At 32.3% G+C, this 20,346-nt stretch carries 17 protein-coding genes; 14 read left to right on the forward strand and 3 right to left on the reverse strand.

Features of this window, described 5'->3' with window-relative positions; translation table 11 throughout:
* Nucleotides 1-10 precede the first annotated feature (10 nt).
* The 3 genes from BSF42_RS22700 to BSF42_RS14100 all read left to right on the forward strand — a co-directional run bounded on the left by BSF42_RS22700 (nt 11) and on the right by BSF42_RS14100 (nt 8,345).
* Entirely contained in the window at nt 11-1,897 is a 1,887-nt protein-coding gene (locus BSF42_RS22700; protein ID WP_253251066.1) for a hypothetical protein, read from the forward strand.
* Between the two features lie 99 nt (nt 1,898-1,996).
* The gene (locus tag BSF42_RS22705) at nt 1,997-4,333 is read left to right on the forward strand and encodes a LamG-like jellyroll fold domain-containing protein (protein ID WP_256385382.1); all 2,337 of its coding nucleotides are present in this window, start codon (nt 1,997-1,999) and stop codon (nt 4,331-4,333) included.
* Nucleotides 4,334-4,451: 118 nt separating this feature from the next.
* Nucleotides 4,452-8,345 carry a T9SS type A sorting domain-containing protein gene (locus tag BSF42_RS14100; protein WP_095953723.1) on the forward strand — a complete coding sequence of 1,298 codons (3,894 nt, stop codon included), beginning with the start codon at nt 4,452-4,454 and terminating at the stop codon, nt 8,343-8,345.
* 73 nt (nt 8,346-8,418) lie between these two features.
* On the opposite strand, the gene BSF42_RS14105 is transcribed toward BSF42_RS14100, so the two are convergent.
* Nucleotides 8,419-9,276 carry an MBL fold metallo-hydrolase gene (locus BSF42_RS14105; RefSeq protein ID WP_095953724.1) on the reverse strand — a complete coding sequence of 286 codons (858 nt, stop codon included), beginning with the start codon at nt 9,274-9,276 and terminating at the stop codon, nt 8,419-8,421.
* Nucleotides 9,277-9,348: 72 nt separating this feature from the next.
* Entirely contained in the window at nt 9,349-10,263 is a 915-nt protein-coding gene (locus tag BSF42_RS14110; RefSeq protein WP_095953725.1) for a hypothetical protein, read from the reverse strand.
* Between the two features lie 341 nt (nt 10,264-10,604).
* Here BSF42_RS14110 and BSF42_RS14115 point away from each other — a divergent pair, with 341 nt between their 5' ends.
* From BSF42_RS14115 to sufD, 6 genes are all read left to right on the forward strand, one after another.
* Nucleotides 10,605-10,934: an iron-sulfur cluster assembly accessory protein gene (locus BSF42_RS14115; RefSeq protein WP_055097560.1), complete on the forward strand. Its 330-nt coding sequence runs from the start codon at nt 10,605-10,607 to the stop codon at nt 10,932-10,934.
* Between the two features lie 86 nt (nt 10,935-11,020).
* The gene (gene sufB, locus BSF42_RS14120; protein ID WP_095953726.1) at nt 11,021-12,469 is read left to right on the forward strand and encodes a Fe-S cluster assembly protein SufB; all 1,449 of its coding nucleotides are present in this window, start codon (nt 11,021-11,023) and stop codon (nt 12,467-12,469) included.
* 6 nt (nt 12,470-12,475) lie between these two features.
* Nucleotides 12,476-12,964, forward strand: coding sequence for a flavodoxin family protein (locus BSF42_RS14125; RefSeq protein WP_095953727.1), 489 nt, complete (start codon nt 12,476-12,478; stop codon nt 12,962-12,964).
* A gap of 12 nt (nt 12,965-12,976) precedes the next feature.
* Nucleotides 12,977-13,723 carry a Fe-S cluster assembly ATPase SufC gene (sufC, locus tag BSF42_RS14130; protein ID WP_095953728.1) on the forward strand — a complete coding sequence of 249 codons (747 nt, stop codon included), beginning with the start codon at nt 12,977-12,979 and terminating at the stop codon, nt 13,721-13,723.
* 41 nt (nt 13,724-13,764) lie between these two features.
* Nucleotides 13,765-14,133, forward strand: coding sequence for a four helix bundle protein (locus tag BSF42_RS14135; protein ID WP_074662453.1), 369 nt, complete (start codon nt 13,765-13,767; stop codon nt 14,131-14,133).
* A 117-nt stretch (nt 14,134-14,250) separates the two neighbouring features.
* Nucleotides 14,251-15,567 carry a Fe-S cluster assembly protein SufD gene (gene sufD, locus BSF42_RS14140; protein ID WP_095953729.1) on the forward strand — a complete coding sequence of 439 codons (1,317 nt, stop codon included), beginning with the start codon at nt 14,251-14,253 and terminating at the stop codon, nt 15,565-15,567.
* Between the two features lie 120 nt (nt 15,568-15,687).
* Here the strand turns inward: sufD and BSF42_RS14145 are convergent, their stop codons facing one another.
* On the reverse strand, nt 15,688-17,037 hold the full coding sequence (locus BSF42_RS14145; protein ID WP_095953730.1) for a serine hydrolase: 1,350 nt from the start codon (nt 17,035-17,037) through the stop codon (nt 15,688-15,690).
* Nucleotides 17,038-17,256: 219 nt separating this feature from the next.
* On the opposite strand from BSF42_RS14145, the gene BSF42_RS14150 reads away from it, so the two are divergent.
* From BSF42_RS14150 to BSF42_RS14170, 5 genes are all read left to right on the forward strand, one after another.
* On the forward strand, nt 17,257-18,471 hold the full coding sequence (locus BSF42_RS14150; protein WP_095953731.1) for an aminotransferase class V-fold PLP-dependent enzyme: 1,215 nt from the start codon (nt 17,257-17,259) through the stop codon (nt 18,469-18,471).
* A 13-nt stretch (nt 18,472-18,484) separates the two neighbouring features.
* Entirely contained in the window at nt 18,485-18,910 is a 426-nt protein-coding gene (locus BSF42_RS14155; protein WP_095953732.1) for a hypothetical protein, read from the forward strand.
* Between the two features lie 2 nt (nt 18,911-18,912).
* A complete protein-coding gene (locus tag BSF42_RS14160) occupies nt 18,913-19,338 on the forward strand; it encodes a SufE family protein (RefSeq protein WP_095953733.1) in 426 nt (141 codons plus the stop codon).
* 125 nt (nt 19,339-19,463) lie between these two features.
* Nucleotides 19,464-19,874 (forward strand): GxxExxY protein, encoded by a 411-nt coding sequence (locus tag BSF42_RS14165; RefSeq protein ID WP_095953734.1) that lies wholly within the window; start codon nt 19,464-19,466, stop codon nt 19,872-19,874.
* Between the two features lie 86 nt (nt 19,875-19,960).
* Nucleotides 19,961-20,284, forward strand: a complete 324-nt coding sequence (locus BSF42_RS14170) for an SUF system Fe-S cluster assembly protein (protein ID WP_025570977.1) — start codon at nt 19,961-19,963, stop codon at nt 20,282-20,284.
* Nucleotides 20,285-20,346: the final 62 nt, after the last annotated feature.

A 20,346-nucleotide genomic window follows, 5' to 3' on the forward strand; every position in this document is an offset into this window, starting at 1 on the left:
CATTTTGTCTATGAGGAAAATTTTACTTTTAATTTTAGTCTTTTCTTTTTCACAAATAAATGCTCAATGCTGGCAAACAGTAACTGCCGGAAATAGCTATAATATTGCACTAAAACCAGATGGAAGTTTATGGGGATGGGGTAACAATTCGAGCGGACAGTTAGGAATCGGTTCTACGGCAAGCAAAAATATTCCAACAAGAATAGGAACTGCCAATGACTGGAAAATAGCTTCAGCCGGTTGGGGACATACAATGGTTATAAAAACAGATGGAAGTTTATGGACTTGGGGGTATGGCAAATTAGGACAAATAGGTAATGGTTCAGGTTCCATGGGAGCATACAATGCCGTACAACAAGTAGGCTCTGATAAAAATTGGAAAACTGTTGCTGCAGGGTCACATCATACCATTGCAATTAAAAATGATGGAACTTTATGGGCTTGGGGTTATAATGAATTTGGACAATTGGGAGATGGAACAATAGTTGATAAAAACGTTCCTGTACAAATTGGTTCTGATAAAGATTGGGAAATTATATCTACTGGTTACAACCACACCGTTGCTTTAAAAAAAGATGGTTCCTTGTGGGCTTGGGGAGATAATAAAAATGGAACACTTGGAGACAATACTACTATAAGCAAAACTGTTCCAACCCGAATTAGTACTGCATCAAACTGGAAAATTGTTGTTGCTGGTTTTAACCATTCAATGGCTATAAAAAATGATGGTTCTTTGTGGGCTTGGGGTTATAATGGAAATGGAGCTATTGGAGATGGCACTAGTACAACTAGAATCATACCTGTACAAATTGGAACAGCGCTAAATTGGAAAACCGTTGCCGCAGGATTTGATAGCACTCATGCCACAAAAACGGATGGAACAATATGGAGCTGGGGATATAATAACGCTGGAAAACTAGGAATTGGCACAACAGATAAAAGTTTTGTTCCGGTACAAATAGGACTATCAAATAATTGGGCAATGCCTATTTGCGGTAATAATCATGGGGGAGCCATAACTACAGATGGTACTATTTATACATGGGGAGGAAATTCTGCATCACAATTAGGAGACGGAACTACAACTGATAGATTTTCTCCAGTACTTGTAAATTGCAATGAAACTTTAGCAGTAACTATAAAATTAATTCCTGTAAGTTGTTTTAGCGAATATAATGGGTCAGCATCTATAACAGCTGTTACTGGTGGTACTGCACCTTATACCTATCTATGGTCTAACGGAAACACGAATGCCTCAATTACAGGTTTAGTTGCTGGAACTTACACTTGCATTATAAAAGATGCAAAATCAGCATCAACCACACAAACCGTTACTATAACACAGCCAACACCTATGGTTTCGACAGCTGCGGTTGTCAATCCAAATTGTAATAATACAGTCAATGGAAACTTAACTATTACTGCTTCTGGAGGAACACCTCCTTACCAATACGCGATTTTACCTACTGGTGTTTATCAAAGCTCAAACGTGTTTTCTAATTTATCTCCTGGAAATTATGAAGTAATGACAAAAGACAGCAAAGGATGTTCTGCTCTAATTGTTGAAAGTATTTCGGCAAGTAACTCACCGCCACCAACGCCACTTCCAGAAACTCAAACTTTTAATAATACTGCGATCGTAGCCAATTTAAGAGCAGGCGGAATCAGTCTAAAATGGTATGACACTCCAGTAGGAGGCACTCCTCTAAATTCATCAATTCCTTTGAAAACTGGTAAATATTATGTTTCGCAAACTGAGTCTGGATGTGAAAGTCCTAGAGCAGTAATTAATGTAATTGTCGAAACAGTTTGGGCAGGTAATCAAATACCAACAAATGGTTTAGTGGCTTATTATCCTTTCAATGGAAATGCAAATGATACTAGCGGAAACCGTTAAAATGCAAGTGTAGCGGCAGCAGTACTAACATCTGATCGATTTGGAAATAAAAATAGTGCCTATAGCTTTAATGGTGTTGACAGTTTTATAAATGTTGTTATACCTAATATTCCTCAAAAAAATGCTTCAAGAACAATTTCAGGATGGTTTAAAACAGATAATGTTTTTGCAGATCCTAAAAAAATCGAGACCTGTATCTTCAATTATGGTGCTTTAGTAAATTCTCAAAGACTATCTCTTTATATTTATAGTAAAGGATATCTTGAAACTATCACAGGACCAGATTTTACGAACGATGATTTTTATGTCAATAATTTTGACTATTCAAACAATAATTGGTATTTCTTTACTCTTACTTACAACGGAAATAAACTTTCATTATACGTAAATGGTAAACTTGCAGATGCTAAATCTATAAGTTTAAATACTACAAATAATACTTTCAGATTAGGAGAAAGAATGCCTGATAATAGAAATGAATGGTTTAAAGGAACAATCGATGATGTTGGTATTTGGAATCGTGTTTTAACTCCTGAAGAAATTATGGGATTATACACTTCGCAAATGGACGATAGCTACTATACCGCTATTCCAGATCCAAATTTTGAACAAAAATTAATCAATCTCGGAATTGACGTTGATGGTAAAAATGGAAAAGTATTGAATGAAAGCATCGCAAATATTACTTCTTTAAATGTTAATGCAAGCTCTATAAAAGACCTAACAGGAATAAGCGGTTTTACTTCTCTTAAAGGATTAAATGCCGACTACAATGAACTGACTACTTTAGATTTATCAAAAAATATTGTTCTTGATACTTTAAGATGTGAAAAAAACAAACTTAGAAGTCTAAATCTTAAAAATGGAAACAATAAAAAGTTTTACAGCTTAGGTTCTAATTTTAGCAATAATCCAGAATTAACTTGTATTCAAGTTGATGAAGTGGCATTTGCCAATACAAATTGGGCTGTAAAAAAAGATCAAAATGCACAATATAATACAGATTGTCCAATTGCTTACACCTTAATTCCAGATCCTAATTTTGAGAAAGAATTAATTAGGCTAGGAATTGATAAAGATGGCTTGAATGGAAAAGTCGTCACCTCGGATGTATCAGTAGTTAAAAGTCTAAATATGATTAATAAAGATATAACAGATTTAACGGGAATAGCAGATTTTACTTCTTTGGAATCTTTATCTGTAGCCAATAATTCTTTGTCTCTTCTGGATATTTCTAAAAATACGAATTTAAAATCTTTCAATTGTAATTCAAACAAACTCGAAACATTAAACGTTAGCAGCAATAATGCTTTAACTTATCTTAGTTGTTTTGATAATAAATTAAAAATTTTAGATATTTCTAATAATCCCTCTTTAGTTAGTTTAGAATGTGAAAATAATCAATTAACATTACTCGATGCATCAAAAAATGCATCTCTAATGACACTTCGCTGTTCTTCAAATCAATTATCAAGTTTGAATGTAAAGAATGGAAATAATACAATCTTAGGCAGCTCTCCTAATTTTGAAGTTGATTTTCGTAATAATCCAAATTTAACCTGCATTCAAGTTGACGATGCCACCTTTTCAAACCTCAAATGGGCGGGGCGAAAAGATGCAATAGCTAGTTATAATACAAGTTGCGAATCTGGATACATTGCCTTAAAAGACCCAAATTTTGAAAAAAAATTAATTGAATTAGGAATCGATACTGATGGTTTAAACGGAAAAATCACAACCAATAATGTACTTTCTATAACTTCTTTAGACCTTTCAAATAGTAATATTAAGGACCTAACGGGCATTGAATATTTTACACAATTAAAAACTTTAGACGTAAGTAACAATCAACTTACTCATTTAGATCTTAGTCAAAATACGTTATTAGAAGTTTTAAATGCATCTTTAAATCAAATTGCTGCATTAGATCTATCTAAGAATATAAATCTAAAAGTAATTTACGTAGTCGCAAATCCGCTGACCGATTTAAATGTTAAAAATGGAAATAATAAAAATTTTGTCATTGCTTCTGCAACAGGCAAACAAACAGCTTCTAATTTAACCACAACTTTTTTAGGTCTTAAAACTTTGAGCTGTATTACGGTAGACGATGCAAATTATGCTAATGCAAATTGGTCAACTATTAAAGAATCTTCAACCAGCTATTCGGCAAAATGTACATTAGGAATTGAGGATTCTGTTTTTGACAAAGCAGTTATTTATCCGAATCCAACAAAAGGCGAAGTTCATATTAACAACATCGTTTTAGAAAAAGCAAACGTTTATAATTCGTTAGGACAATTAGTAAAATCCTTTGTTTTCAGCAATAGCGAAAATAGTAATACCATAAATTTATCTGGTTTACCAAGAGGTGTCTATTATGTTTACTTAGTAAATGGAAATACTGCTTCAGCAAAAAAAATAATTGTCGAATAATTATAATTAAAAATCCCATTTTATGAGTATATAAAATGGGATTTTCACAAATATTTTATACGATTTTTCTAATAAAAAAACCTTATTATTGCACAACAAATTTTTGAAATATTAGCCTATGAAAACAAAACTACTCTTGCTGCTGTTACTAGCAAATTTTTCTATTTATGCGCAAACCAATTTAGTCCCAAATGGGGATTTTGAGGCTTGGACTGAATTTTCACAACCAATAGATTGGTTTCGTATATCCAACGGCCTTTTGTATCAAGATACTGATGCTCAAAAAGGATCATCAAGTACAAAAATGGAGATTAACATTGGCAAAGTGCATAACATGTACAGCACCCCTTTTGCAACGCAATCAGGGAAAACTTACCGTATTACAATGTATCATAAGTTTGTCTCAGGAAGTATTACTTCTATAGAATTAAGCTTAACAAAAACAGATTTTTTTAAAACACCCATCACAAAAAAAACAGAAACATCATCTGTAAATTCTGAATGGCGAAAAATTGAATTGGATTATAGTGCAGCAGATAATCAAAATGTAGAAATCAGCATTTGGGTAAACGGAACAACTGGTACTCAAATTTTGGTTGATAATGTTACTGCTATAGATTTAACCGATGCTGCCCCTGTTTACACGCTTATTCCTGATGTAAATTTTGAGAATAAATTAATCGCGTTGGGAATTGATTCTGGTGTTGCTGATGGAAAAGTTTTAACAGCAGATATTGCAATTGTACCTACTTTGGATGTTTCTAGAAGTTCTATTTCGAATTTAGCTGGAATCGAAGATTTTACAGCGTTAACAAGTTTAACTGCAAACAAAAATCAAATAGTTACTATTAATCTTTCTAAAAACACTAAACTAACTTCGCTAGACGTAAGCGAAAATCTTTTGACTAGTTTAGACATTAATGCCAATACATTATTAGAAAGTTTAAATTCTATGAAGAATAAATTAACTAATTTAGATGTTTCTAATAATACTAAATTAACTTCTTTAGTTTGCGCAAATAATCAATTAACTACTATAGATGTATCCTCAAATACTTTGTTAACTGGTTTAAGTATCAATGCTAATAAAATTACTTCTTTAAACATTGAAAACAATCTGCTTTTAGTAGATTTAAATTGTTCAGGAAATCAATTAACGAGTTTGAACGTTGACAAAAATACTGCACTAAAATATTTGTGGTGTGGCGCAAATAAATTGACTTCTATAAATATTGATAAAAATCTAGAATTAGATGATTTTCGTTGTGGAAACAATCAGTTAACAAGTTTAAATGTCAAAAACAATAAAAAACTACTCAATCTAAATTTTCAAATAAACAAGATTACAAGCTTAAATATTTCAACCAATACTTTACTAGATCAATTAATTTGCTACGAAAATGAATTAACTAGTTTGGATATTTCTCATAATTTAGATTTAAGTCTGTTAGCGTGCCAAGACAATAAGATTACAAGTATTGATATATCTAAACATCCTAAAATTTACGAAGTAGTTTGTAATAATAACAATCTAACTTATCTTAATGTAAATAATGGAAATAACAATAATTTTGATCTATTTTTCTCAAATTTTGTTGGAAATCCAGATCTAACTTGTATTATAGTAGACGATGTATCAAACGCTAATGCTGATTGGGCAGATAAAAAAGATGCTTCTGCTACATTTGCAGCTTCTTGTGAAAGATTCACATTGATTCCAGATATCAATTTCGAAAATAAATTAATTGCTTTAGGTTTTGATTCTGGAACACCAGATGGAAAAGTATTAACTTCAAATATTGATACTGTTGAAGTTTTAGATGTTAATTCTAGAAACAGTAATGATAGAATTACCGATCTAACTGGTATACAAGATTTCAAGTCTCTTAAGTCTTTAGATTTTATGTCTAACAAAGTAACTACTGCAAACCTTTCACAAAACTTTGCATTAACATACATTGATGCTGGGTTTAATAATTTGACAACATTAGATATTTCAAATAATCTAGAGCTATCAAATTTAAGCATCACTGGTAATAAATTAACAGTTTTAGACATATCACAAAATAATAATTTAGAATATCTTTTTTGTAGTTTAAATGAACTGACAAATATTGATGTGTCAAATAATAAAAAATTAAGTACTCTTTGGTGTAAATCCAACTTATTGACAAGTTTGGATGTTTCTAAAAACAGTGTTCTTAGTTCATTAGATTGTTCAGATAATAAATTTCTTACGAGTGTGAATTTAAAAAACGGAAACAACTCCAGTCTTTATCCACATATAAGTTCTATCAATTTTACTTCCAATCCGGCACTTACTTGTATTATAGTAGACAACGCTATTTATTCTAATGAAAAATGGTTTACTTTTAAAGAATCAACAGCATCATATTCGACTTTTGACTGTTCTCAAGTTACTGCAATACCAGATCCTGCTTTTGAAGATAAATTGATTGCGCTTTTAATTGATACTGATGGTAAAAACGGATCTGTCTTAAATAGCAGTATTTCGGGCGTAACTTCATTAAATGTCTCTTATAGCTCCATAAAAGATTTATCTGGAATCCAAGGCTTTACAAACTTAAACTCTCTTGATTGCTCAGGAAATTTCTTAATAGGGTTAGATCTATCTTCAAATAAAGCATTAAATCTAGTTGACTGTCACTTTAACCCTTTAGAAAGTTTAAGCTTAAAAAACGGAAACAATGCCAATTTCAGTTTAAATTCAAATTTTACTTCAAATCCAGACCTAAGCTGTATTGAAGTCGACAACGCAAATTATTCAAACAACAATTGGACTGTATTAAAAGATGCTACGGCACACTATAGTGAGGATTGTAACATGTATACCATAATCCCAGATCCTAATTTTGAAGATCGCTTAATTGCTTTAGAAATTGATAAAGATGGTAAAAATGGTAAAGTTAAAACCAAAAGTGTTAGTAAAGTCACTTCTCTAGACCTAGGAAGTTTAAACATAAGCGATTTAAGTGGAATCGAAGATTTCACCGCTTTGACTTATCTCGATTGTAGTTATAATTCGATTAGTGCCATTAACACAAGCAACAATAAGCTTTTAACAAAATTAGCTTTAGATTACAACCAACTATCCAGTTTAGACGTTACTGAAAACACCGAATTATATAATTTATCATTCAGTAACAATCAAATTTCAACTTTTGATTTATCACAAAACAAAAAACTTCATATTTTAGGCGCAAACAACAATTTATTGACAAGTTTTGATTTTTCAAATAATCCTGAATTAGAAAGCATTTATTGTGGAGAAAATAATTTAACAACTTTAAACGTATCTAATCTTCCTCATTTAAATCAATTAAATTGTATATATACTAATATTACTGAGATTGATGTTACTTCAAATCCAGAATTGGTATGGCTATATGTTAATGACAATAAAATTAGTCACATAGATCTTAGTCAGAATCCGCTTTTAAAATATCTTAATTTAGGTAATAATCAATTAACTACTTTGGATCTCTCTCACAATCCTCTTTTAGAACTTATTTTTGTTGAAAATAATCCTTTAACAACACTAAACGTTCAGAATGGTAATAATAAAAACTTTATTCTGCCATCAAAAACAGGAAAAAATGCTGCGGGCCCTATTGATGTTACAAGTTTCCTAAAGACTGCTAAACTAAGCTGTATTCAGGTAGATGATGTAAACTATTCTAATGCAAATTGGTCACATATTAAAGAATCTACTGCAAGCTACTCTTCTAAATGTACCTTAGGCACTAATAATGATGTTTTCAATAAAGTTGCAATGTATCCAAATCCAACAAAAGGTGAAGTTTACATTAGTAATGTTTCATTAGATAAAGCAACAGTGTACAATTCATTAGGACAACTGGTAAAATCGTTTATTTTGGATGCATCAAATACAGATAATACAATCAATTTATCTGGTCTTCCAAGAGGAATTTATTATGTGTATTTAATTAATGGAGACGCTGCTTCTGCAAAGAAAATAATTGTAGAATAATTACATAGTAAAAATTAAAAATCCCGTTTTCAGAATGTTGAAAACGGGATTTTTTTATCTTTAGAATTATACTTTAAAGAATTTCTTCGCAGGTAAAAACCTCTTTTAATCGAACTCCTTTTTCGGTATGTTCTACCGTTATAATTTGATTGTGTGCATCGTGTTCCAAAAACAAATAATGATTTTGGTCTGCTGCTAAATTCAAAAATTTTGACTTTTCCGGCATTGTCAGCAAAGGTCGCGTGTCGTAACCCATAACATACGGCAGCGGAATATGTCCGGCTGTGGCTAATAAATCGGCACAAAAAACTATTGTTTTATCCTTATATTGAATATGCGGAATCATTTGTTTTTCGGTATGTCCGTCAACATAATAAATCCCAAAATTCATCTCTTCAGAAAAGCCAAAATCACTTTCAGGACGTTTTATAAAATTCAAGTGTCCGCTTTCCTGCATTGGTAAAATATTCTCTGAAAGAAAAGAAGCTTTTTCACGCGGGTTTGGTTTTGTCGCCCATTCCCAATGATTTTCGTTTGTCCAATACTTTGCATTTTTAAATGCTGGTTCATATCCTGTTTTATCCGAATTCCATTGAACACTTCCGCCGCAATGATCAAAATGAAGATGCGTCATAAAAACATCCGTAATATCGTCTCTATTAAAACCATATTTCGCAAGAGATTTATCGATAGAATGTGATCCCCAAAGTGAATAATAACCAAAGAATTTTTCTGATTGTTTATCACCCATTCCGGTATCAATTAAAATCAGCCGATTTCCGTCTTCAATCAATAAACAACGCGCAGCAATATCAATTAAATTATTAGAATCGGCAGGATTTGTTTTGTTCCATATTGTTTTCGGAACAACACCAAACATAGCACCGCCGTCTAATTTAAAATTTCCAGATTCGATTGGGTAAAGTTTCATGAGTTTGATTTTCTAAAAGAACAAAGCTAGGAAATACAAACTCCTTTTGCTACAATAAACTTCTAAAAAACATTATTCCAGTGTGATCGAAGTACTTCCCATTATTTCCTGTTTGTCGAAGAAATTCACAAAATAGGTTCCTTTTTTAAATTGATCATTTAGAATTCCGTACACATTTGCCGACTTACCTTGAAAATCTGTGCTTACAATAAAACTGTAAACCAGAGCTTTGTCATTTCCAAATTCAATCAATTTATTATCACCCAAAACATTATTTTTTTGATCTAATACTTGAATATAAAAGATTCTTTTTCCTGTTTTTGCAACAGCATTTCCGTTAACAGTAAAAATAGCTTTAAGCTTTTTAGTGTTTTTTGCCTTTGTCGTTTCTAATTCTGTTCCAGAGTTTTTTTCACGAAGTGCGATTACCTTAAAATTACTCAGAGAAAGTTTTGATGCATCTTTTAAAGTAGTTTCTAATTGCTTTTGTTTCGATATAAGAGTATCATTTTGTGCCTTTTGCTGATACATTACAACATTCTGACTTTCAATTTCTGTCAATAAATTTTTATTCTGAGATTTCAGTTTCTTAATTTCGGCCACTTTTCCCTCTAATGAAGAATTCAAATCTGAAAGTTGGTTTCTAAAAATTTTAATCTGCGCTGCAGATGGATTTTGAGAAGCCTTTATAATTTCCATCAAATTCTCAACATTCTTACGTTCCAATTCCAGTTCTTGAGAAAGTGCCGTTTTTTCTAAAATAGCAATATCGTAAGCCGCTTTTAGTGTATTTAAAGAGTCTAAAATATTTTTCTGCTCGCTGTTTTCCTTATTAACAAACGGAATTTTAGACACATTATCTTTTTTGACTTCATTTTCGTGTGTATCAGATTCACTGCTAAAAACCAAGACCGCAGCACCCACTCCAAAAACAAAGAATACCGCAAAAAAGATTTTCAGCCAATTATTATTATGTTGTTTCTTCATAATTACTCACAATTTTTTGCAAAAATACCAATTAAACAGCAGTTAGGATTAAGTATAAATACTTGTTTTGAACATAACTAAGCGATATATTCAATTTAAAATCAAAAAAATGATTTATTCGGATTTTATTTTGCTTTTTTCAAGTTCATTTTATCAAAATAACTAATATCTATTTTAACATTTGTTATAATAATGTGAAGCGTTATGGAAAAAGGTTTTTAAGTCGTATCTTTGCAGACAATTTCATTTGAACATTGAAAGACAGCACTTTAAAATGTAATAATTTCATTACTATTTTAATTGTCAATTATTAATGTAAGAAGAATAAATACCATAAAACAATGATAAAAGTTTCTGATACAGCCAAAAAGAAAATCATCGACTTGATGAAAGATGATGGTTTTGATGCCGCTAGCGACTACGTACGTGTGGGCGTAAAAAGCGGTGGATGCTCTGGTTTGTCATATGATTTAAAATTTGATAAAACCAAAGGCGACGACGATAAAATATTTGTAGACAACGACATAACGATTGCAGTTGAAAAAAAATCATTCCTATATTTAGCCGGAACAATTCTGGAATTTTCAGGCGGATTAAACGGAAAAGGATTTGTATTCAATAATCCTAACGCAAGCAGAACTTGTGGTTGCGGAGAATCATTCTCTTTATAGTCAAAAGCCAAAAGTCATAAAGTCTTAAAGACTTGTAATTGACTTTCAAACTTTAGACTTTAATACTTTAAGACAACATTAAAATAATGAGCAAATACACCGAAGACGATTTAAAAATCGAACTGGAAACAAAAGAATATGAGTACGGATTTTATACCAATATAGAATCTGAGACTTTCCCTATTGGCTTAAACGAAGATATCGTAAGAGCTATTTCTCTTAAAAAGGAAGAACCAGAATGGATGACCGATTGGCGTATTGAGGCTTTTCGTGCGTGGAAAGAAATGATTGAACCGGAATGGGCAAATGTTCATTACGAAAAACCGGACTTTCAAGCTATATCCTATTATTCTGCTCCAAAACAAGTAGATCCTACTAAAACTTTGGACGATGTTGATCCAGAACTTTTAGAGATGTACAAAAAGCTTGGAATTTCTGTTGACGAACAAAAAATGATGAACAATGTCGCTATGGATATTGTTGTCGATTCTGTTTCTGTAGCAACAACTTTCAAGAAAACTTTGGCTGAAAAAGGAATTATTTTCTGTCCAATTTCAGAAGCCATTAAAGAACATCCTGAATTAGTAAAAAAATATTTAGGAACTGTTGTACCTCAAAAAGACAACTTCTACGCAGCATTAAACTCAGCGGTTTTCTCTGACGGAAGTTTCTGTTATATTCCAAAAGGCGTTCGCTGTCCAATGGAACTTTCAACTTACTTCAGAATCAATCAAGCAGGAACCGGACAATTCGAAAGAACTTTGGTTATTGCTGATGCGGGAAGTTACGTTTCATATCTTGAAGGTTGTACTGCTCCAAGCCGTGACGAAAATCAATTACACGCTGCTGTAGTTGAACTAATCGCTTTGGATGATGCTGAAATTAAATATTCTACTGTTCAAAACTGGTTCCCAGGAAACAAAGAAGGAAAAGGTGGAGTTTATAATTTCGTAACCAAAAGAGGTTTATGCGAAACAAACGCTAAAATTTCTTGGACACAAGTAGAAACAGGTTCTGCTGTAACCTGGAAATATCCTTCTTGTATATTAAAAGGAGATAATTCGGTAGGAGAATTTTATTCGATTGCCGTTACCAATAATTACCAACAAGCTGATACGGGAACTAAAATGATCCATTTAGGTAAAAACACTAAATCGACTATTATTTCTAAAGGTATCTCGGCTGGTAAATCACAAAACAGTTACCGTGGACTAGTGCAAATTAGCCCAAGAGCTGACAATGCAAGAAACTTTTCGCAATGTGATTCATTATTAATGGGGAACAATTGCGGGGCGCATACTTTCCCTTATATCGAAAGTAAAAATCCATCAGCAAAAATCGAGCACGAAGCAACGACAAGTAAAATTGGAGAAGATCAGGTGTTTTACTGCAACCAAAGAGGTATCCCGACTGAAAAAGCGATTGCCTTAATTGTAAACGGTTTCAGTAAAGATGTATTGAACAAATTACCAATGGAATTTGCTGTTGAAGCTCAAAAATTATTAGAGATTTCTTTAGAAGGATCTGTTGGATAATAGAAGATGGAAAATAAGAAAGTCATCATTTTAGGTTCTTCCAGAAAAAACGGAAATACAACAAAAATTGTAGACGAAATTTCCAAAGAGTACGGAATAGAAGTAATTAATTTGAGTGATTTTAATATTTCCTATTACGATTACGAAAGCAAAAACAGAGAAGATGATTTTTTTCCTTTAATAAAAGGTATCATCGAAAATTATGACACTTTAATTTTTGCAACGCCTGTATATTGGTACAATATGAGTGGAATCCTGAAGGTTTTCTTTGATCGTTTTTCGGATTTAATCCGAATTGAAAAAGAAACCGGAAGAAAGCTTAGAGGAAAGAAAATTGGCGTGATCTCAAATTCGCACGACGATGAAATTGAAGAAAGCTTTTACATTCCGTTCAAAAAATCAGCCGATTATTTAGGCATGGAATATTTAGGACACGCGCATTTTAATGCCAACATCTTAAACCAAACAACAAAAATAGAATTGACATTTATATAAAATAAAAAAACAATGTTATCAATAAAAAACCTTCACGCCTCAATTGGTGATAAAGAAATCCTAAAAGGAATTAATATAGAAGTTAAAGCTGGCGAAGTACACGCTATCATGGGACCAAACGGTTCTGGAAAAAGTACACTTTCTGCAGTTATCGCAGGAAATGAAAATTATGAAGTTACAGATGGTGAAGTTATCCTTGACGGAGAAGACCTTGCTGATCTTGCTCCAGAAGAAAGAGCACATAAAGGAGTTTTCCTTTCTTTTCAATATCCTGTAGAAATTCCTGGAGTTAGCGTTACTAATTTCATGAAAACGGCTATCAACGAAACTCGTAAAGCAAACGGTCATGAAGAAATGCCGGCTAACGAAATGCTAAAAGTAATTCGTGAGAAATCGGAATTGTTAGAAATCGATCGTAAATTTTTATCTCGTTCATTAAACGAAGGTTTTTCTGGAGGAGAGAAAAAAAGAAACGAGATTTTTCAAATGGCAATGTTAGAACCAAAACTAGCAATCCTTGATGAAACCGATTCTGGTCTTGATATCGATGCTTTAAGAATTGTGGCTAACGGAGTTAACAAATTAAAAAGCGACAAAAACGCTATTATCGTAATTACTCACTACCAACGTTTGTTAGATTATATCGTTCCGGATTTCGTTCACGTTCTTTACAACGGAAGAATCGTAAAATCTGGTGGAAAAGAATTGGCTTACGAATTGGAAGAAAAAGGATACGACTGGATTAAAGCGGAGAATTAATACAGTCTGAAAGTCTAAAGTCATAAAGTCAAAAGTTGGGCATGAGCAAATTTAGATCTTTTGAGGAAATAAATTCGTGGCAGAAATCCAGAATCTTCAATAAGAAAATATATTTAGTTACTGAAAATTCTAATTTCAAAAAAGACTTTGATTTCGTTAGACAAATAAGACGCGCATCACTTTCTATATCATCAAATATAGCAGAAGGTTTTGAGAGAAATACAGATAAAGAGTTTGTTTATTTTTTATATGTGGCCAAAGCATCGGCAGGAGAAGTAAGATCTCAATTATATTTAGCGTTTGATTTAGAATATATTATAAAAGAAGAATTTGAAATGCTTTTAGAATCGATAACTGAAATATCGAAATTATTAAGCGGTTTCATTAAATATTTGAGTCAAAAGTCATAAAGTCAAAAGTTGTAAAGTCTGTTTAGACTCAACTAAGTTTATGATTTTTTCACAAAAATAGTCGACAATCTAAAGTCTTTTGACTTTCGACTTTCGACTTTAAGACTAACAAGAACAATGGATTTAAAAGAAAAATTAGTATCGTCTTTTATGGCTTTTGAAGAGCGTGTCGATGTACATTCAGATTTGCATGACATTCGCACAAATGCCTTAAAAAACTTCGAAAATAAAGGTTTCCCAACCAAAAAAGAAGAAGCTTGGAAATATACATCGTTAAACGCCATCTTAAAAAATGACTTTACGGTTTTTCCAAAAGAAGAAAATGCAATCGAATTTAATCAGGTAAAAAAATACTTTTTACACGAAATTGATACTTATAAATTAGTATTTATTGATGGCGTTTTTAGTTCTCATTTGTCTTCTACTACACATGACGGAATCGATGTTTGTTTGATGTCTTCGGCATTGACCAAACCAAAATATAAAATGGTTATTGATACCTACTTCAATCAAATTGCAAGTAAAGATGACAGCTTGACTTCATTAAATACTGCTTTTGCAAGTGAAGGAGCTTTTATCAATATTCCACAGAAGAAAGTTGCTGACAAACCAATTGAGATTATGTATTTCTCTACAGGAAATGAAGCTGCTTTAATGGTTCAGCCAAGAAATTTGGTTATTGTGGGCGAAAATTCACATGTTCAAATTATCGAGCGTCACCAAAGTTTGAATGAAAATCCGGTTTTAACCAATTCGGTTACTGAAATTTTTGCTCAAAAACGTGCGATTGTCGATTATTACAAAATTCAAAATGATAATAGCGAAGCTAATTTAGTTGACAATACTTATGTTTCGCAGCAACAAGAAAGTCACGCTGCTGTACATACTTTTTCATTTGGAGGAAATCTTACGCGTAACAACTTAAACTTTTATCACTTTGGTGAAAGATTAACAAGTACGTTAAACGGAATCACGATTCTAAGCGATAAACAACACGTTGATCATTATACTTTGGTAAACCACGCAACGCCAAACTGCGAAAGTTTTCAGGATTATAAAGGAATTTTTTCTGATCGCTCAACAGGCGTTTTCAACGGAAAAGTTTTAGTAGAAAAAGAAGCTCAAAAAACAAATGCTTTCCAAAAAAGCAATAATATTTTATTGAGTGACAAAGCAACTATTAATGCAAAACCACAATTAGAGATTTTTGCAGATGACGTAAAATGTTCTCACGGTTGTACCGTTGGACAATTAGACGAAACTGCCATGTTCTACATGCAATCTCGTGGTATTCCTAAAAAAGAAGCTAAAGCATTATTGATGTACGCATTCTCAAATGCCGTTATCGAAAGCATTAAAATACCAGAATTAAAACAAAGAATTACTAAAATCATTGCCATGAAATTGGGTGTGAATTTAGGATTTGATTTGTAGGCAGGTTTAACCTCAATCCCGATAGCTATCGGGAGCAAAGAATTACGCAAAGTTCGCAAAGTTTTAATATAAAGCTTTGCGAACTTTGCGCTTTTTACTTGGCGTCTTTGCGGTAAAATTTCATTTTTTTACAGAAGAAATGACATCTTTCAAAAACCCATTAAAATCAAAACTTTTATCACCTTCTCTAACTCCCATTCTCACGATAACCATATCCAAAGACGGAATAATTGCCACCATTTGACCTTGATATCCACTGCAATAAAACATATCACGAGGCACATCAGGGAATTTTCCTCCGGCGTTAAGCCAGAACTGCGCGCCATATTTCCCTTCGGATGTATTTGTTGGAGTTGAAGTATATTTTATCCAGCTTTCGTCAAGAATTTGTTCGCCATTCCAATTTCCTTTTCTCAGATATAATAATCCAAATTTTGACCAATCTCTTGGCGTTGCCCATCCGTACGACGAACCTACAAAAGTTCCTGACATATCCTGTTCTACAATCATCGAGTTCATTCCGATTTTATCGATAATAGCGCTGTACCAAAAATCAAGATATTCTTGCTGTGTTTTAAATTGTCTTCTTAAAATAAGAGACAATAAATTGGTTGTTCCAGAAGAATAATTCCAATGTGTGTTTGGTTTAAATTGGGCCGGTTTATCCATTTGTACTTTTCCCATATCTTCGGCCTGAAAAAGCATTTTTGTGGCGTCGCAAATCGTGCTGTAATTTTCTTCCCATTCTAAACCAGAATTCATATGAAGCAAATCATTTATCGTGATTATTTTACGCTCATCATTTTTCCATTCCGCAATTGGAGCTGGTTTATAAATATCAATTTTTCCTTGTTTCGCCAGAACGCCAAATGCCGAACTTGTGATACTTTTTGTCATCGACCAACCTAAAATCTTACTGTCTTTATTAAAACCTTTATCGTATTTTTCGGCTATCAATTTGTCTTTGTATAAAACTACAACCGCCCGAGTACGTTTTGCTTTTCCATCGTTTTTATCAAAAGCATTTTCAACCGCATTCTTAAGTTTCGAATAATCTACATTGGCAAATAAAGTATCTTTTGGTTCATTATTCCCGTAAGGAAAAGGAAGGTTATTTTCTAACTTTGTTCTCTTTGGAAGTAAATAAGGTTTTGACACATCAAAATCATCATTAATCAAAGTTGCTCCCAAACCTTCTCTATAAATCGCCTTTCTTTCCTTTAAACCATAAACTTCTGCAGTCGCAAATTTTCCAGCTTCGTCAATAGAGTTTGTAGCTAAATCTATCATTTTGATATCATTGTCTGTTTTCTGAATTAAGTCTAAAGGACGGTTATCAATAAAATGTCCAGAAGCAACACTTTTAGCCGAGAATCCAGAAATTAAATCAAGCTTGGGATAAGTTGTAAATCCGAAATATAAAAAAGCAAGAACCACTACTAGCAAAAGTACTTTTAGAAATTTTTTCATGATGATGTCAGTATTTTTAATGCAATATAAATAATTTATGTTCACGATTTTAGACTCAAATTATAAATCTGATTGGGATTATTCAGAAAATCGAATTGATTTTTACGGAATCAGCATTTACACCTTGTAACAATGATGCCATCAAAGGAAATTATAGAATTGCTGTATAAACAAATTTAGTTTTAGTACTTTTGTAAATAGATTTTTTCTAAATAAGACATGCTAGATATTCAAAAAATAAGAGCTGATTTTCCGATACTTTCACAAACTGTAAACGGAAAACCATTAGTATATTTCGACAACGGAGCTACTTCGCAAAAACCACAAATTGTGATCGATGCGGAAGTGAAGTACTATCAGGAAATAAACGCCAACATTCACCGCGGCGTTCACACTTTAAGCCAGTTAGCAACTGATGCTTACGAGGTTTCTCGCGGCAAAGTCAAAGAACATATAAATGCAAAATTTGCTCACGAGGTGCTTTTTACTTCGGGAACAACATTCGGAATTAACTTAGTAACCAACGGTTTTGCTTCTATTTTAAAACCTGGTGACGAAGTAATTGTTTCTTCATTAGAACATCATAGCAATATTGTGCCTTGGCAGATGTTATGCGAAAGAACTGGTGCCGCTTTAAAAGTTATTCCAATCAATGAAAATGGAGAATTGATCATCGAAGAATTTGATGCTCTTCTTTCAGAAAAAACAAAAGTTGTTACGGTTAATCATATTTCAAATGCACTCGGAATAATTAATCCTATAAAATATATTATTGATAAAGCTCATGCTTTTGGCGCTGCAGTTTTAATTGACGGTGCACAGGCTGTTCCGCATTTAAAACCAGATGTTCAGGAATTAGATTGTGATTTTTATGCTTTTTCAGGGCATAAAATGTGTGGCCCAACTGGAACTGGGATTTTATACGGAAAAGAAGAATGGCTGAACAAACTTCCTCCTTATCAAGGTGGAGGCGAAATGATCAAGGAAGTTACTTTCGAGAAAACAACTTATGCTGATCTTCCTCATAAATTTGAAGCAGGAACTCCAAACATTGCCGGCGGTATTGTTTTAGGAACTTCAATTGATTATTTAAACAGCGTTGGTTTCGAAAATATTAAAGAATACGAAAACGAACTTTTAGATTACGCTACAAAACGTTTATTAGAAATCGAGGGTTTAAGAATCTACGGAACAGGAAAAAATAAAGCTTCTGTGGTTTCGTTTAATATTGATGGAATTCATCCGTACGATATTGGTTCGATTATAGATAAATTAGGAATTGCAGTAAGAACTGGACATCATTGTGCACAGCCAATTATGAGTTTCTTCTGTATTCCGGGAACAATTCGTGCCTCTTTCTCTTTTTATAATACTAAAGAAGAAATTGATTTAATGGTCGATGCCGTTAAAAAAGCACAAACAATGCTAAGCTAAAAAAGAAAAACATATGAGAATACTATCATTATTGCTCTTAACCCTTTTTATTGCAACAGGATGCTGCAGCCAAAAAAAAGTAGATATGACATCAACTCAAATTGAATATTCTGCACATTCACGAGGCTATTTCAAAAGCATTCTAGTAGAGAATAAATCGGTTTCTGTTACTAGCAAACGTGATGCTTCACCTGTGAAAAGTAATATCGACGATGCAAAATGGAATAAAATTGTTGATGCGTTTTCAAAAGTAAATTTAGACAGCCTCTCTACTTTAAAAGCACCAACAGACAAGCGTACTTATGATGGTGCCGCAATTGGAAATTTAAAAATAATACAAAATCAAAAAACATACGAAACTCAAGGTTTCGATAATGGTTTCCCTCCAAAGGAAATAGAAAAACTAGTAAATTTATTAGTTGATTTTGCTAAAGAATAATTATGACAATAAAAGAAATACAAAACGAAATAATAGATGAATTCTCAATGTTCGACGACTGGATGCAGCGTTATGAATACATCATCGAATTAGGAAAAACTCTTCCTTTAATTAAGGAGGAATATAAAACCGACGAGAATTTAATCAAAGGATGCCAGTCAAAAGTTTGGTTACAAGGCGAACAGCAAGACGATAAAATTGTTTTCACGGCTGAAAGTGATGCGATTTTGACAAAAGGAATTATTGCAATTTTAATTCGTGCTTTCTCGAATCAAAAAGCAAAAGATATTCTAGAAGCTGATGTAGATTTTATTGATGAAATAGGTTTAAAAGAGCATTTATCAGCAACACGCGCCAATGGATTGGTTTCGATGATAAAGAACATCAAAATGTACGCTTTGGCCTTTGACGCAAAGAACAAAAATTAAAAAAATTTAAACCATATAAGTGATATAAGAAAATTTAAGCTTTTCTTTTTATACTTATATTTTAAACAAAGAATAATAAGTTTTTTCTTTCTTTTTTTAATTGTTATTATTGCAAAAAAAGCAATATGATAACAAAGAAATATTTGACTGATTTAATTTATCAGGTTAACGGAGCGGCAATTGAAGTTCATAAAAGTATTGGAACGGGACTTTTAGAAAGTATCTATCATCAATGTATGATTAAGGAATTATCTTTAAGAGGAATTAATTTCAAATCTGAATTAATAATCCCTGTAGAATATAAAGGTTTGATGTTAGAGTCCGATTTAAGATGTGATTTATTTATTGAAAACTGTCTAGTTTTGGAGCTAAAATCAGTTGATCAAATTATACCAATCCATATTGCAAAACTCATGTCTTATATGAAACTTTTAAAGTCACCGATAGGACTAATGATAAACTTTAATGTAACAAATATTTATCACGAAGGTCAAAAAACATATGTCAACGATCTGTATCGCTGGCTAGAAGATTAAAAACATAAAAAAAACATCTATATTATATAAGCTCTCTATTTTAAATGAACTTACATAACTTATATGGTGGAAAAATAAAAATAAAAATGGAACAAGAAATAGACACAAACGAATTAGGAGAATCAATCGTAAGAATTTTAAAAGGTATTTACGATCCTGAGATTCCTGTTGATATTTATGAGTTAGGATTAATTTATGACGTAATGGTAAATACTGATTACGAAGTAAAAATCTTAATGACATTAACATCTCCAAACTGTCCAGTTGCGGAAAGTTTACCAAGAGAAGTTGAAGAGAAAGTAAAAACAATCGAACACATCAAAGATGTTGAAGTAGAAATTACTTTCGATCCGCCTTGGAGTAAAGATTTAATGAGCGAAGAAGCAAAATTAGAATTAGGAATGCTTTAATAAGTCATAAAGTCCAAAGTCATAAAGTCTCAAGTACAAGACTTTATGACTTTAGACCTTCG

This window comes from Flavobacterium sp. ACN6, assembly GCF_002304005.1.
Lineage (GTDB): Bacteria > Bacteroidota > Bacteroidia > Flavobacteriales > Flavobacteriaceae > Flavobacterium.